This window comes from Aureimonas sp. AU20, from assembly GCF_001442755.1.
Taxonomy (GTDB): Bacteria; Pseudomonadota; Alphaproteobacteria; order Rhizobiales; family Rhizobiaceae; genus Aureimonas.
In genome coordinates, this window is record NZ_CP006367.1 from 57,826 (window position 1) to 72,070 (window position 14,245).

Annotated in this window: 12 protein-coding genes; 10 read left to right on the forward strand and 2 right to left on the reverse strand. The window is 68.3% G+C overall.

Annotated features, from left to right (window positions below):
• Nucleotides 1-302 precede the first annotated feature (302 nt).
• The 7 genes from dnaK (at nucleotide 303) to M673_RS00275 (ending at nucleotide 7,802) form a co-directional block, all read left to right on the forward strand.
• Nucleotides 303-2,237 (forward strand): molecular chaperone DnaK, encoded by a 1,935-nt coding sequence (dnaK, locus tag M673_RS00245; protein ID WP_061972708.1) that lies wholly within the window; start codon nucleotides 303-305, stop codon nucleotides 2,235-2,237.
• Nucleotides 2,238-2,432: 195 nt separating this feature from the next.
• Nucleotides 2,433-3,524 (forward strand): acyltransferase family protein, encoded by a 1,092-nt coding sequence (locus M673_RS00250; protein WP_061972710.1) that lies wholly within the window; start codon nucleotides 2,433-2,435, stop codon nucleotides 3,522-3,524.
• A 216-nt stretch (nucleotides 3,525-3,740) separates the two neighbouring features.
• Complete coding sequence (dnaJ, locus tag M673_RS00255; RefSeq protein WP_061977476.1) at nucleotides 3,741-4,880, forward strand: molecular chaperone DnaJ; 1,140 nt, start codon at nucleotides 3,741-3,743, stop codon at nucleotides 4,878-4,880.
• 133 nt (nucleotides 4,881-5,013) lie between these two features.
• The gene (locus M673_RS00260) at nucleotides 5,014-5,673 is read left to right on the forward strand and encodes a class I SAM-dependent methyltransferase (RefSeq protein ID WP_244493199.1); all 660 of its coding nucleotides are present in this window, start codon (nucleotides 5,014-5,016) and stop codon (nucleotides 5,671-5,673) included.
• Nucleotides 5,674-5,766: 93 nt separating this feature from the next.
• Nucleotides 5,767-6,399 carry a class I SAM-dependent methyltransferase gene (locus M673_RS00265; protein ID WP_061972712.1) on the forward strand — a complete coding sequence of 211 codons (633 nt, stop codon included), beginning with the start codon at nucleotides 5,767-5,769 and terminating at the stop codon, nucleotides 6,397-6,399.
• Nucleotides 6,396-6,971 carry an NADPH-dependent FMN reductase gene (locus tag M673_RS00270; RefSeq protein ID WP_061972713.1) on the forward strand — a complete coding sequence of 192 codons (576 nt, stop codon included), beginning with the start codon at nucleotides 6,396-6,398 and terminating at the stop codon, nucleotides 6,969-6,971. Before M673_RS00265 ends, M673_RS00270 begins: the two co-directional genes overlap by 4 nt.
• 225 nt (nucleotides 6,972-7,196) lie before the next feature.
• A complete protein-coding gene (locus M673_RS00275) occupies nucleotides 7,197-7,802 on the forward strand; it encodes an HdeD family acid-resistance protein (RefSeq protein ID WP_061972715.1) in 606 nt (201 codons plus the stop codon).
• A 27-nt stretch (nucleotides 7,803-7,829) separates the two neighbouring features.
• Here M673_RS00275 and M673_RS00280 read toward each other — a convergent pair whose 3' ends face one another.
• Nucleotides 7,830-8,588 (reverse strand): SDR family NAD(P)-dependent oxidoreductase, encoded by a 759-nt coding sequence (locus M673_RS00280; RefSeq protein WP_244497777.1) that lies wholly within the window; start codon nucleotides 8,586-8,588, stop codon nucleotides 7,830-7,832.
• 216 nt (nucleotides 8,589-8,804) lie between these two features.
• Between M673_RS00280 and M673_RS00285 the strand changes: the two genes are divergently transcribed.
• Complete coding sequence (locus M673_RS00285; protein ID WP_061972717.1) at nucleotides 8,805-10,025, forward strand: ABC transporter substrate-binding protein; 1,221 nt, start codon at nucleotides 8,805-8,807, stop codon at nucleotides 10,023-10,025.
• Complete coding sequence (locus tag M673_RS00290) at nucleotides 10,022-10,708, forward strand: DUF1345 domain-containing protein (RefSeq protein ID WP_187301283.1); 687 nt, start codon at nucleotides 10,022-10,024, stop codon at nucleotides 10,706-10,708. Before M673_RS00285 ends, M673_RS00290 begins: the two co-directional genes overlap by 4 nt.
• A gap of 8 nt (nucleotides 10,709-10,716) precedes the next feature.
• On the opposite strand, the gene M673_RS00295 is transcribed toward M673_RS00290, so the two are convergent.
• Nucleotides 10,717-11,109 carry a GFA family protein gene (locus M673_RS00295; protein ID WP_061977482.1) on the reverse strand — a complete coding sequence of 131 codons (393 nt, stop codon included), beginning with the start codon at nucleotides 11,107-11,109 and terminating at the stop codon, nucleotides 10,717-10,719.
• Nucleotides 11,110-11,311: 202 nt separating this feature from the next.
• On the opposite strand from M673_RS00295, the gene hrpB reads away from it, so the two are divergent.
• Nucleotides 11,312-13,777, forward strand: a complete 2,466-nt coding sequence (gene hrpB, locus M673_RS00300) for an ATP-dependent helicase HrpB (protein WP_061972720.1) — start codon at nucleotides 11,312-11,314, stop codon at nucleotides 13,775-13,777.
• Nucleotides 13,778-14,245: the final 468 nt, after the last annotated feature.

Sequence of the window (14,245 nt, forward strand, 5' to 3'; positions counted from 1 at the left end):
GAACGCTCCTTGCGGCCATTTCCGTTTTCTTGAGGTCCTGCGAAGCGGGACCGCGCCCGCCGAGCCGAAGCGTTCGGCTTCAGGTCGTCGGCGCCAAGAAGCCGGCGGGGGAGCGGGATGGCCTCGCGGCGGCGTGATGGCGTGTCTTGCGCGCCCGAAAGCCCGTTCATATATAGCCCGCAGCACTGCCGGACGGGCCGCCATCGGTTCGGCCCGGCGAGGAGTCCAATCCGCTTAGGTGCCGCCTTTCGGAATGCCTCGATCGAGGGTCCGGGCGGCGCGCTCAACAAGGAGAGATGAATATGGCGAAGGTGATCGGTATCGACCTTGGCACGACCAATTCCTGCGTCGCCGTCATGGACGGCAAGACCGCGAAGGTGATCGAGAACGCCGAAGGCGCCCGCACGACACCCTCGATCGTCGCCTTCACGACCGATGGCGAGCGCCTGGTCGGCCAGCCGGCCAAGCGTCAGGCCGTCACCAATCCCGAGAACACGCTGTTCGCGGTGAAGCGCCTGATCGGCCGTCGCTACGAAGACCCGACCGTGACGAAGGACAAGGCCCTCGTCCCCTACAAGATCGTCAACGCCTCCAACGGCGACGCCTGGGTCGAGGCGCATGGCGACAAGTATTCGCCCTCGCAGATCTCGGCCATGATCCTTCAGAAGATGAAGGAAACGGCGGAAGCCTATCTCGGCGAGAAAGTCGAGAAGGCCGTCATCACGGTTCCCGCCTACTTCAACGACGCCCAGCGTCAGGCCACTAAGGACGCCGGCAAGATCGCGGGCCTGGAAGTCCTGCGCATCATCAACGAGCCGACGGCGGCCGCCCTTGCCTACGGTCTCGAGAAGAACGACGGCAAGACGATTGCGGTCTATGACCTTGGCGGCGGCACGTTCGACGTGTCCGTGCTCGAGATCGGCGACGGCGTGTTCGAGGTGAAGTCCACGAACGGCGACACGTTCCTGGGCGGCGAAGACTTCGACATGCGCCTCGTCGACTACCTTGCCGGCGAGTTCAAGAAGGACCAGGGCATCGACCTGAAGAACGACAAGCTCGCTCTTCAGCGCCTGAAGGAAGCGGCCGAAAAGGCCAAGATCGAGCTGTCCTCGGCCTCGCAGACCGAGATCAACCTGCCCTTTATCACCGCCGACGCGACGGGCCCCAAGCACCTGACGCTGAAGCTGACGCGCTCGAAGTTCGAAGCGCTGGTGGATGATCTCGTGCAGCGCACGGTCGGCCCGATGAAGGCCGCCCTCAAGGATGCGGGCCTGACGCCGAACGACATCGACGAGGTCGTTCTCGTCGGCGGTATGACGCGCATGCCCAAGGTTCAGGAAGTCGTGAAGGGCTTCTTCGGCAAGGAGCCGCACAAGGGCGTGAACCCGGACGAGGTCGTCGCCATGGGCGCCGCGATCCAGGCCGGCGTGCTCCAGGGCGACGTGAAGGACGTTCTGCTTCTCGACGTCACCCCGCTTTCGCTGGGCATCGAGACGCTGGGCGGCGTGTTCACCCGCCTCATCGACCGCAACACGACGATCCCGACCAAGAAGAGCCAGGTCTTCTCGACCGCCGAGGACAGCCAGAACGCCGTGACCATTCAGGTCTACCAGGGCGAGCGCGAGATGGCGGCCGACAACAAGTCGCTCGGCCGCTTCAACCTCGAGGGCATTCCGCCCGCGCCGCGTGGCGTGCCGCAGATCGAGGTGACCTTCGACATCGACGCCAACGGCATCGTCAACGTCTCGGCCAAGGACAAGGGCACAAACAAGGAGCAGCGCATCACCATCCAGGCGTCGGGCGGCCTGTCGGACGCCGACATCGAGAAGATGGTGAAGGAAGCCGAAGCCAACGCCGACGTCGACAAGCGTCGTCGCGCCGGCGTCGAAGCCAAGAACCACGGCGAGAGCCTCGTCCACTCGGCCGAGAAGTCGCTCAAGGACTATGGCGACAAGGTCTCGGCGGCCGACCGTCAGGCCATCGAGGACGCGATCACCGCGCTCCGCGCCGAGCTCGACCAGCCGGAAGCCGATGCCGACGCGATCAAGGCCAAGAGCGAGAAGCTCGGCGAGGTCTCGATGAAGCTCGGTCAGGCCATGTACGAGGCGAGCCAGGGCGAGGCCGACGCAACGGGCGCCTCCACCGGCGCCCCCTCGGGCTCGAAGGACGAGCGCGACGACGTGGTGGACGCCGACTTCGAGGAAGTCCAGGACGACGGCCGCAAGAAGTCGGCCTGATCCAGCTCAGCGCTTCGCGCATTGAAAATCAAACGGCCCCGGTTCGAAAGAACCGGGGCCGTTTTCGTTGAGAAGGCTTGTCTCGCCTTTAAGGTTAACCAGAGATGAAGAGGTGGCTGGGATACTTCCTCTATCCTTTTGCCGTATATTCACGGCTCAGTGACCGGGGAAAGCCACTCCGGAAAGGGCGAGCCGATGTATTTCCGCATTTTCGATTGCTGGCGTTTCGCGGCCGCCCTTCTGGTGATGACCTATCATTTCCTGTATTTCGCGCCCGGCGCGGCGGCCTACACGGAAACCGAGTATCTGCACCGGCTGCTGCCTTTGCTCGACATGTTCTTCATGATCTCGGGCTTCGTCATCATGGCCCGCTACCATGACAAGGTGGGCTCGCTGCCCGCCTATGCCGGCTTCCTGCGCCGGCGCATCGCGCGCCTTTATCCCCTGCATCTCCTGACGCTCGGCTTCTTCGTCTGCGTGGCGCTGGCGGGGTCGGCCGGGCTCGTCACGCTGGCCCAGCCGGAGCGCTGGCGCTACAGCGACATCCCGCTCCAGCTCCTCGGCATCCATGCCTGGGGCACGACGAGCGAACTCGCCTTCAACTACCCGTCCTGGTCGGTCAGCGCGGAAATCTTCTGTTATCTCCTGTTTCCGCTGGTGCCCTTCATCGCGCGGCGGATCGGCGCTCGGGGGCTGGCGCTCGTTCTTCTCGCCTATGTCGCCTGCCTGGAGGGCCTCAGCCGCGCCGGGGCGTTTCCGAGCGGCCACTGGACCGACGCCGACACGCTCGGCGCCTATCGCGCCCTCGCCGATTTCCTGGCGGGCGGCCTTGCCGCGCTGCTCGTCTCGCGCCGCGCGATCAACGTGACCTCGCACGCACCGGGGCTTCTCAGCCTCGCGCTGGCGATCGGCTGCATGCTGACGCAGACCGACGTCTACGCGACGCTGGTCTTTCTGTTCGGAGCCATCCTCTTGATCGGCCTGTCGGAAAGCGCCCGGCCGAACTCGACGCGCGTTCTCGATCCGATCATGCCGCTGACCCGGGTGTCCTTCGGGATCTATCTCTGGCACCCCGTCATGGAGACGCTGTTCCTCTCGATCCTTTGGAAGCGCGTCGTGGCGCCCACCGGCTGGATCGACTTTCACGTCTATCTTCTCCTGCCCATGCTCGCGAGCGTTCTGGTAGCCTATGCCTGGCAGTATTCGCTGGAGGAACGGTTCGCCGGGTTTCTGGCCGGCACGCCGCGCGCCAAGCGCGCCGCGCCGGGACGGCTCGTGAAGGCCTGAGCAGACACGCGAACGAGGCGGCGTCTTTCGTCGGGCTTAAGCCCTTACGCGCGAGTTTCTTTTCACGCACCCCTCGCCTATGGTAACGGGTTTCCACAGCCCTTACATGCGAAGGTGCGCCCTTATGGCGCGCGCCGGGATCGGCTTGTCCTGTTCTCCTCCGACAGGGCCGGTCTCCCGCCTTCCATCCGATGCGAGAACGGTGAAGCAGTGTCCGTGAAGGTCGATTACTACGAAACGCTCGGCGTCGTGAAAACCTGCGACGACAAGACCCTTAAGGCGGCGTTCCGCAAGCTCGCCATGCAGTACCACCCCGACAAGAACCCCGGCGACCCCGTCGCCGAGACGAAGTTCAAGGAGATCGGGGAGGCCTACGAGGTCCTGAAGGACCCGCAGAAGCGTTCAGCCTACGATCGCTACGGCCATTCCGCCTTCCAGAACGGCGGCGGCGGGGCCGGGTTCCGTGGCGACTTCTCCTCTTCCATGGCCGACATCTTCGACGACATCTTCGGCGAGATGATGGGCGGGCGCGGCCAGACCCGGCGCCAGGGCGGATCGGGCGGGCGCGAGCGCGGCTCGGACCTGCGCTACAACATGGAGATCTCGCTGGAGGAGGCCTATCTCGGCAAGACCGCCGAAATCAGCGTTCCCACCACGATCCAGTGCGACGTGTGCAACGGCTCGGGCGCCAAGACCGGCACCGCGCCGCGCACCTGCCCGACCTGCGGCGGCATCGGCCGCGTGCGCGCGGCGCAGGGCTTCTTCTCCATCGAGCGCACCTGCCCGACCTGCCAGGGACGCGGCGAGATCATCGCCGACCCCTGCTCGAAATGCGGTGGCGAAGGACGCTTGCCCGAAGAGCGCAACCTTTCGGTCAACATCCCGGCCGGCATAGAGGACGGCACACGCATTCGCCTCGCCGGCGAGGGCGAGGCCGGGCTTCGTGGCGGCCCGTCGGGCGATCTCTACATCTTCCTGTCGGTGAAGCCGCACGAGTTCTTCCAGCGCGACGGGGCCGACCTGTTCTGCAAGGTGCCGATCTCGATGACCACGGCCGCGCTCGGCGGCTCCTTCGAGGTGACGACGCTCGACGGCGCCAAGACGCGCGTCAAGGTTCCCGAGGGCACGCAGTTCGGCAAGCAGTTCCGCGTCAAGGGCAAAGGCATGCCGGTGCTGCGCTCGGCGCAGATGGGCGATCTCTTCATCCAGATCTCCATCGAGACACCGCAGAGCCTGTCGCGCCGCCAGCGCGAGCTTCTGCAGGAGTTCGAGGATATTTCCTCGTCCGAGAATTCGCCGCAATCGACCGGCTTCTTCTCCCGCATGAAGGAATTCTTCGAGGGCTTGAGCGACTGACGCTCTAGGGGGTCGATCGAGCGGAGCCAAGCGGCTGATCCGGCCGCGCGGCTCTTTGAGCGCGCCGGGCGGGCTGAGAGTCCGGCGCGCGCCGGCCGGATCGAAGCCCCCAAGAGGAGATCCGAGCCTGACCGTGCCCCTGCCCAAACCCCAGATCGACAATCCCCCAGCCAACAAACCCCAGGCCAGCAAATCGAAGACCGCGAGCCCCGAAGCGCATTTCCTGCGCGAGTGGCTGCGCCGTCCGCTGAAGGTCGGCGCCGTTTCGCCCTCCTCCCGCGCGCTGGCCGATCGCATGGCCTCCTTCGTCATGCTGCCGGGGGAGAACGGGGTGGTTGTGGAGCTCGGGCCGGGCACCGGTGTCGTCACCCGCGCGCTGCTGGCGCACGGGGTCGAGGCCGATCGTCTGGCCTGCATGGAATATGCGCCGGAATTCTGCGCGCTTCTCAAGGCGCTGTTTCCCGCGGTCCACGTGATGCGCGGCGACGCCTATCGGCCGGGGGCCGATCTCGACGCCTGGCTGGACGGGCGCCCGCTCGCCGCCGTCGTCTCCAGCCTGCCCCTCATGGCGCGGCCGGAGGAGGAGCGAACAGTCGCGCTGCGCGGCTGGCTCGACCGCCTACCCGTCGGCGCGCCCTTCGTGCAGTTCACCTATTCCCCCGCCCTGCCCGTGCGTCCGGAGCGAGTCGACGCGCGCGTCGAGATCAGCCCCTGGGTGAAGCTTAACATCCCGCCGGCCCGCGTCGTCGTCTATCGGCGGGGCTGCCCGGCGCTGGCAGGCGTCATCGGTTAAAAAACATTTCCTTCGCATTTGCGTCATCACGCTTGTCTCATTCCGGCAGTATGACAGTTTCGCCCAAGCGATTCGACCGTTGGAGGAAGCGTGATGGAACGCCGCAGTGAAGCCGAGACGATGAACCGAAGCGAACGCGGAGCCGACTTGGCGCGCTTCTTCGGAACCTGGATTCGCCATCCCATCAAGATGGGCGCCGTCGCGCCCTCCTCGCCGCGCTACTGCGCCACGATGGTGGGTGCTTCGAGCACGCAGATCGACGGACCGATCCTGGAACTCGGGCCGGGCCTCGGCGTCGTCACCCGCGCGCTCTTGAACGCCGGCGTCGAGAGCCGACGCATCACCTCGATCGAATACGACCGCGAGTTCGCCTCGACGCTGCGCGAGCGTTTTCCTGGCGTCAACGTCATCCACGGCGACGGGTTCGACCTCGACGCGACCCTGGGCGACGGCGGCGAAACGCAGTTCGCCGCGATCCTCTTCGCCATTCCGATCGTCCACATGGAGCAGGCCGAGCGGCAGGCGCTGTTCTCGCGCTATTTCCGCCGTCTCCTGCCGGGCGGCAACCTCACCCAGCTCTCCTATCTTTGGAAGCCGCCGGTGAAATCCGTGGCGGGCGTGTTCGACGTGTCCTCCACGCCGATCGTTTGGGACAACATCCCGCCGGCGCGCGTCTGGATCTATTCGCAGACGCAGCCGACCCATCTCGCCGGCGCGGTTCATTGATTCCACGTCTTCTCGTCCTTTCCGGCTCGCCCCTCCCCGAGACGCCGGAGTCGCGCCTCGCGGCGGAGGCCGCCCGCCTTCTGGCGGCGAGCGACGTGTCGCTGGCGGCGGCGAGCCTGTCGGACTATCCGCTGCCCCTGTTCGAGGGGGCGGCCGAGGCTTTGCCGCAGAACGCCTGGCTTCTGGCGCAGCGCCTCGCCCTGCAGGACGGGCTGCTCGTCGTCAGCGGCGAGCACAATGGCGGAATGCCGGCGGCCCTGAAGAACGCGATCGACTGGATCGCCTTTGCCGCCTCGCGCGAGAACCGGCCGCTCAGCGCCTTTCCACGCCTCGTCGTGGCGCTGGCGGCGGCCACGCCTGAGCCGGAGGGCGGCCGCGCCGCCCTTGGCCAGCTTCGCGCCGTGCTGTCGCATCTCGGCTGCGAGGTGATGACGGCGGAGTTCCACCTCTCGCGAAGCCGCGAGGCGCTGGACGCCAACGGCACCCTGGCGCACCAGGAAGACCGCGAGCGCCTCACCGATTTTCTCGACCGCGTGCTGGATCATACCGGCGCCCTCAGCCGAAAGGCCTGAGAGACGAGGGCACTCGCTTGCCGCGAACCGGGATGCTCAGAGAACGAAGGCGCACGGTCCGGCATTCGAGGCGATGGAGGTGGGGAACGGGGTCCGCGCGACCGACCTCGCCTGATCGCTTGCCGCATCCCTGGCCGGTTGCCTTCCGCCGGGCTTTAGGCTTCATCTGGCAAAGCGGAGCACCCGGACCGGAGCTTCGAGCGTTCGGAAAAGGACCACCCTCTCGTGAGTTTCGACAACGATCCCCCGGTGGACCCCGTAACCATGCGGCGCGAGATGCGCCGCTATCTCCACGCCCACTGGCGCGCCTTCAGCCTTCAGGGCCTGCTGATGGCGCTGGCGGGCGGCGCGGCGCTGCTGGCGCCGCTTCTGGCGACGCTCGTTTCCACCTTCTTCTTCGGCTGGATGCTGATCCTGCTCGGCTTTGCCGGCTTGATCGCCTGTTTTCGCATGCGCGGGGCGACGGGCTTCTGGAGCAATCTGGCCTTCACCGTGCTGACGCTGCTGCTCGGCGGCATCATCCTGTTCGACCCGTTCACCGGCGCGGTGACGCTGACCACAGCGCTGGCGGTCTATTTCCTGCTCGTGGGCCTTGCGACCTTCCCGCTCGCCATGGCCTTTCGCGAATCGACCGGCCGCTTCGTGCTTCTGGTTCTGTCGGCGCTGGTCAACGTCGCGCTCGCGCTCTTCCTGGTGATCGGCCTGCCGGGCACCGCCGTCTGGGCGGTCGGCACCTTTCTCGGCATCTCGCTCCTGATCTCAGGCGTCAGCCTTCTCTTGGCCGCGCTCGACGCGCGCAAGGGGCCGAAGGGCGGCGCCGGGCGGCGCTAACGCCCCGCAGCCGCCAAGCCCTGGCCGTCAGACGTGCTGGCCGCCATTGATGTGGATTTCGGCGCCGTTCACGTAGGATGCCTGTTCTGAGCAGAGGAAGTAGATGATGTCGGCGACTTCCGACGTCTTGCCGAGCCGGCGCATCGGGATCTGCTCGACGATCTTCTCCGTGCCGGGCGACAGGATGGCCGTGTCGATCTCGCCGGGCGCGATGGCGTTGACACGCACCCCGTCCGGCCCGAAATCGGCCGCCATCTCGCGCGTCAGCGAGGCCAGCGCCGCCTTGGACGTGGCATAGGCCGTGCCGGCGAAGGGATGGACGCGGCTGCCGACGATCGAGGTCACGTTGACGATCGAGCCCTTGGCGGTAGCAAGCTCGGCCCGCAGGCCCCGCGCCAGCATGATGGGCGCGAAGAAGTTCACCTGGAACACGTCGCGCCAGACATTCATCGGCGTCTGGATCGAATCGAGGCGCGAGCCCTTGTCGCCCTTGGGCGAGATCGCGGCATTGTTGACCAGCGCGTTGAGCTGGCCGCCGTTCTTCTGCAGCCGCTGGCGGATTTCCGACACGGCGAAGCCGACATCCTCGGGGTTGGCGAGATCGACCTTGATGTGGTCCTCCGCCCCGGCCGGCCAGGGGCAGTCCACCGCGAAATCCTGCCGCGAGCAGGTGATGACGCGCCAACCCTCGCGCGAGAAGCGCTTCACGGTGGCATGGCCGATCCCGCGCGAAGCCCCGGTGAGGACGATCGTCTTGCGTGAATCGAGCGACGCGGCTTCGGACACGGGGAACCTCATCAAAAGAAGGGCGCCCGCGCGGGAGGTCGCGGGCCTGCGGCCGGTTGATTTCGCGCCGCGCTGCTCCTCCTTTAGCGCAAGGTCGAGGCGAAAGGAAAAGACTTCCTGGCCCCGGCCCGCGCAGCGCCTGCTCGGCTCGCCTCCGTTTTCAACGCGGCGCCGGAAGAGCGAAGCGTTTCGTCTTTCAGGAAAGGGTCTTCCCGCATGATCCCAAGCCCGCGGTCCGTCCTCTTCGCCGGCCTGGCCGCGCTTGCCTTCGCCCACGCCCCGGCGCGGGCCGCCCCGCTTCCCGATCTAGAGGACTGGGCGGGCGTGGAGCGCGCCGCGCGGGGCCAGACCGTGCGCCTCGCCATGCCGGGCGCGCCGGCGGCGGCCGGTGCCTATCTGGAATGGGCCTCGGGCGAACTCGGCCGGCTTTACGGCGTGACGCTGGAGGTTTCCACCGATCCGGCCGGCGCCGCCCCCGTTGCCGCGCCGAACACCGCTAATGCCGAAGCTGCCTCGCCCGATCTCCTCTGGATCGAGGGCGACGGCTTCCCCGCGCTGAAGCGCGCCGACCGCCTGTCGCCCCCCTTCGCGGACCGCCTGCCGAACTGGCCTCTCGTGGACCTGGAGTCCCATCCCAGCAACCTCACGGACGCGGGCGAGCCGACCGAGTTTCGCCTCGTGCCCTGGGGCCTTCAGAAGCTGACCTTCTTCACCGACACGGCGCGCGCCGGGCCGTCCGACGGGCTTCCGCGCACAGCCGACGCGCTTCTCGCCTGGGCCGAGGCGCATCGAGGCCGCTTTGCCCTTCCGGCACCCGGCAGCCTCGCCGGTCGGCGCTTTCTGGAACAGATGCTGTTCGACACGGCCGCCGAGCCTTCCGTCCTGCTCGCCCCCGCCGAGAACAGCGACTTCGCCGAGGTGACGGCGCCGCTCTGGCGCGCCATGGAGCGGCTGCGCGCGGCAAGCTGGCACGAGGGGCGCTCCTTCGCCTGGAGCGACGGCGAGGCGCTCGACCTCCTGGCCAAGGGCGAGGTGGACATGGTGGCCGGGCTCGATCCGCTGGCCGCCGCCGCCGCGATCCGGCAAGGGCGCCTGCCCACCACCGTCCGGCCCGTTCTGTTCGACGGGGGCATGGTCGGCGGCACGCATTTCCTCGCCATTCCCGCCGCCGCCCCCTCCCCCGCCGGGGCCCTGGTCGCGGTCAATTTTCTCCTGTCGCCGGAGGCGCAACGCCGCAAGGCCGATCTCGCCGGCTGGGCCGACCCGAGCGTGCTGGCCTTGAAGGCGCTGCCGCAAGGGATCGCCGACGCGATGCGGGCCGACGCGCGCGACCCCGCCGCGCCGAGCGCGCGGGCGCTTGCCTTCACCATCGCCGAGCCGCACCCGGAATGGGGCGACCGGCTGGTCGACGAATGGGCACGGCGGTCCGTCCGTTGAGCGCCCCCGCCGCTCCGAAACCCCGACGTCGCCGCTGGCTCGCCATCGTGCGAATGCTCCGCAACCGGCCGCGACTGCTCGGCGCGGTCGCCCTGATGGTCGCTGTCTTCCTGCTTCTGCCGAGCGACATACGCGTGTCCACGCGGGCGCTGGCCGGCTGGGACAGCGGCGTCCTCCTTTATCTCCTCGCCTGCGGGCGGATGATGATGCTGGCTGACCTCGGGCGCCTGCGCGCCCGAGCACGGCGGCAGGACGAGGGGCGGCTCGCCATTCTCGTGGTCACGAGCCTCTGCATTGCCGCGAGCTTCGGCGCCATCGCCGCCGAACTGCATGGGTTGGGCGACAAGGCGTCGGCGAGCCCGGGGCGCCTGACGCTGGCGGGCGTCACCGTGCTCCTGTCCTGGGTGGTGACGCAGTTCGTCATGGCGCTGCATTATGCCGGCGAATATTACGGCGACCCGAAATCCGAAGGCGGGCTCGCCTTTCCCGGAAAGGACACCGAGCCGGACTATCTCGACTTTCTCTACTTCAGCTTCACCATGGGCGCGGCGGCTCAGACCTCCGACGTCGCCGTCACCTCGCGCGGCATGCGCAGCCTCGTTCTGGCCCACACGATCCTCGCCTTCCTGTTCAACACGACGATCCTGGCGCTGGCGGTGAATGTAGGGGCGAGCGTGATCTGAGGGTGGATTCAGCCTTCGGCCCGCCCCTCGCCTTCGCGATCCCGCTCGTAATGCCGTTGAAGCGGAAAGGACGGTAGCCAAGACTCGCGGCGAACCGTCCAAAGCTCGTATGTCGGCTTCAACTGGCTCGGCGCATCCAGCGCACCGAGACTGATCTCCGTCTCGTCTCCGCTGCGTCCGAAGACGGAAGACCCGCAGCGTGGACAAAAGAAGCGGCCGGAATAGCTTTGCGTTTCACCCTCCACCGTCACCGCTTTTTCTGGGAAGATGGCGGAGGCATGGAAAAGCGCGCCGTGATGCTTGCGGCAGTCGAGGCAGTGGCAAAGGCCCACCCGATAGGGTGATCCCAACGCCACGAAGCGGACAGCGCCGCACAAACAACCGCCCACAAATCGATCCATGCCGATGCCTCCCAGCCATTCGGGCCAATGGCCCAATCCCCCGTCATTCGAAAAAAGGGCGGCGCCAGCGTCAAGTGGCAGCGGTCTGAGTTCATCGTCAGCCAGCGCGCGACTTGGATGCGACGCCTGAGACCGATGGCGAAGGGAACGAGATCGCGGTTCCCCGCTGGACTTGCGCCCCGCCCGCCGCCAAAACGCGGGCATGATCGCGCTGCCCGAGCTTCCCGTTTCCGCCGTCCTGCCCGAGGTGTCCCGCGCGCTGCTGGCGCATGGCTCGGCCGTGCTGGTCGCGCCGCCGGGCGCGGGCAAGACGACGCTGGCGCCGCTGCATCTGCTGCGCGACCTGCCTCAAGGGCGCATTCTCCTGGTCGAGCCCCGGCGCATCGCGGCGCGCGCGGCGGCCAGCCGCATGGCCTCGCTGCTGGGCGAGGACGTGGGCGAGACGGTCGGCTGGCGCATGCGGCTCGACACCCGCGTTTCGGCCCAGACGCGGATCGAGGTGGTGACAGAAGGCGTCCTGACGCGGCTCGTGATCGGTGATCCCGAGCTTTCGGGCGTCTCCGCCATTCTGTTCGACGAGTTCCACGAGCGCTCGCTCGACGCCGATTTCGGACTGGCCCTGGCGCTGGACGTTCAGGGCGCGCTGCGACCGGACCTGAAGCTCCTCGTAATGTCCGCGACGCTGGACGGCGCGCGGGTGGCGAGCCTGATCGGCGACGCGCCGGTGATCCGCTCGGAAGGGCGCGCCTTTCCCGTCGAAATCCGCCACCGCGACCGCCTGCCCGACGAGCCCGTGGAGGAGGCCAGCGCCCGCGCCGTGCTGGAGGAGCTGGGCGCCGGGTCCGGCTCGATCCTCGTCTTCCTGCCCGGCCAGCGCGAGATCGAGCGCACGCTGGAACGGCTGGAAAAACGCGTGCCCGCCGACGTGATCCTCGCGCCGCTTTTCGGCGCCATGGAGGGCGGGGCGCAGGATGTCGCCATCCGCCCCGCCCCGGCCGGCCGGCGCAAGGTGGTGCTCGCCACGACGATCGCGGAAACCTCGATCACGATCGACGGGGTGACGGTGGTGATCGACAGCGGGCTGAAGCGCCAGCCCGTGTTCGAGCCGGCCACCGGCCTGTCGCGGCTGGAGACCGTGCGCGTGTCCAAGGCCTCGGCCGAGCAGCGCGCGGGCCGTGCCGGGCGCACCGCCCCCGGCACGGCCATCCGGCTTTGGCGCGCCGAGCAGACGGCGGCGTTGGAGCCCTTCGACCGGCCCGAAATCCTGTCCACCGACCTGTCCGGCCTCCTGCTCGACACGCTGAGCTGGGGGGTGAGCGACCCGGCGAGCCTGCCCTTTCTCGACCCGCCGCCCGCGCCCGCCGTGGCCGAAGCGCGGCTGCTGCTGGAAGAGCTCGGTGCGATGGACGCGGCGGGCCGGCTGACCCCGCAGGGCGAGGCCATGCGCGCCTTGCCGCTCGGGCCGCGCCTCGCGCGCATGGTGGCGGGCGCGGCACAGGGCGAAAGCCGGCGTCTGGCGGCCCGCATCGCGGTGCTTCTCAGCGAACACGGGCTCGGCGGCCCGGAGATCGACCTTACCGAGCGCCTGCGCCGCTGGAGCCAGGAGCGCAGACCGCGCGCCAAGGCGGCGAGCGATCTGGCCACCCGCATCGCCCGCCAGGCGAACGGGCCGGGCGAAGTGGAGAGCGACGAGCCCGGCGCGCTCTTGGCGCTGGCCTATCCCGACCGCATCGCCATCGCGCGCGGGGCGCGGGGTCAGTTCGTGCTCACCAACGGGCGCGGTGGCGCGCTTGAGGAGACCCACGCACTGGCCCGCGAGCCCGCGCTGGTGGTGGCCGATCTCGGCGGGCTGGCGCAGCCGCATGCGCCCGGCCGCGTCGGGCGCATCCGCGCTGCCGCGCCCTTGTCCCGCGAGGCGCTGGAACGGCTCATGGCCGAGCGCATCCGCGAGGAGGAGGTCGTCCTGTTCGACCCCGGCAGCCGCGCGGTGCGCGCGCGGCGCCTGCGCCGGCTCGGCCGCGCCACCTTGAGCGAGGCGACGCTGCCCTTGCCGGCCGACGGGCGGGTGACCGACGCGCTGATCGGCGGCCTTCGCCGCCTCGGCCTTCAGGCCTTGCCCTGGACCAAGGAGGGCGAGCGCCTGGCTCTGCGCCTGCGCTTTGTGGCGGAGGCGGACGAGAACTGGCCGCGCTTCGACGACGAGACGCTGCTCGCCGAACTCGGCGACTGGCTCGGCCCCTATCTGCCCGGCGTCTCGTCGGTCGGCGGCATCGAGCCCGGCATGCTGGCGGAGGGGCTCCTGTCGCGCCTGCCGCCCGGCGAGGCGCGGCGGCTGGACACTCTCGCGCCCACTCACTTCACCGCGCCGACCGGCACCCACCATCCGATCCGCTACGAGGCGGAAGGGCCGGTTCTCGCCATCCGCGTGCAGGAACTCTTCGGCCTCACCGCGCATCCCAGCGTCGCTGGCGGGCGCTGGCCGCTAACGCTGGAACTCCTCTCGCCGGCGCAGCGGCCGATCCAGATCACGCGCGACCTGCCCGGCTTCTGGGCGGGCTCCTGGGCCGACGTCAGAGCCGATCTGCGCGGGCGCTACCCCCGCCATCCCTGGCCGGAAGACCCCGCCTCCGCCGCGCCGACCAACCGGGTCAAGCCGCGCGGGCAGTAAAAGGGGTTCGCACATTTTCTAGGCGGGGGGGGGCGACGAAACCCGGAACTGCGGCAGACGGCGCCGACGACATTTGTGCTTGAGGGCGGAAAGCCGACACAACCTCCCAAGCTCCAGCGGAAGCGCATCGACAGTCCACTCGCGCGCAATTGGCCCGGCCTACGGCGGTGTCCTCGGTCAATGGGTGCGCGGAGACTCACGAGGGCTCTTTCCACGCGGCCTGACTGAAGAACCCTACCCCGCTTCGCCCACCCGCCTGCTCGGTTATGTAATCGATCGGGAACGAGCGCCAGCAGCGCGAAAGACGATGCGTCTTGTGACGGCGAAGAGGCGTTTGGGCTTGCCCTAGGAGCACCTAAGAAAACCTCATGGGGTCGGCTGCTTAGGTCTTTCCGGCGTAAACTTCGTCGCGAATGCCTAGCCCTGCCTCCAGCATCGACTACGCTTCACTCCTCGCCCCCGAGGAAA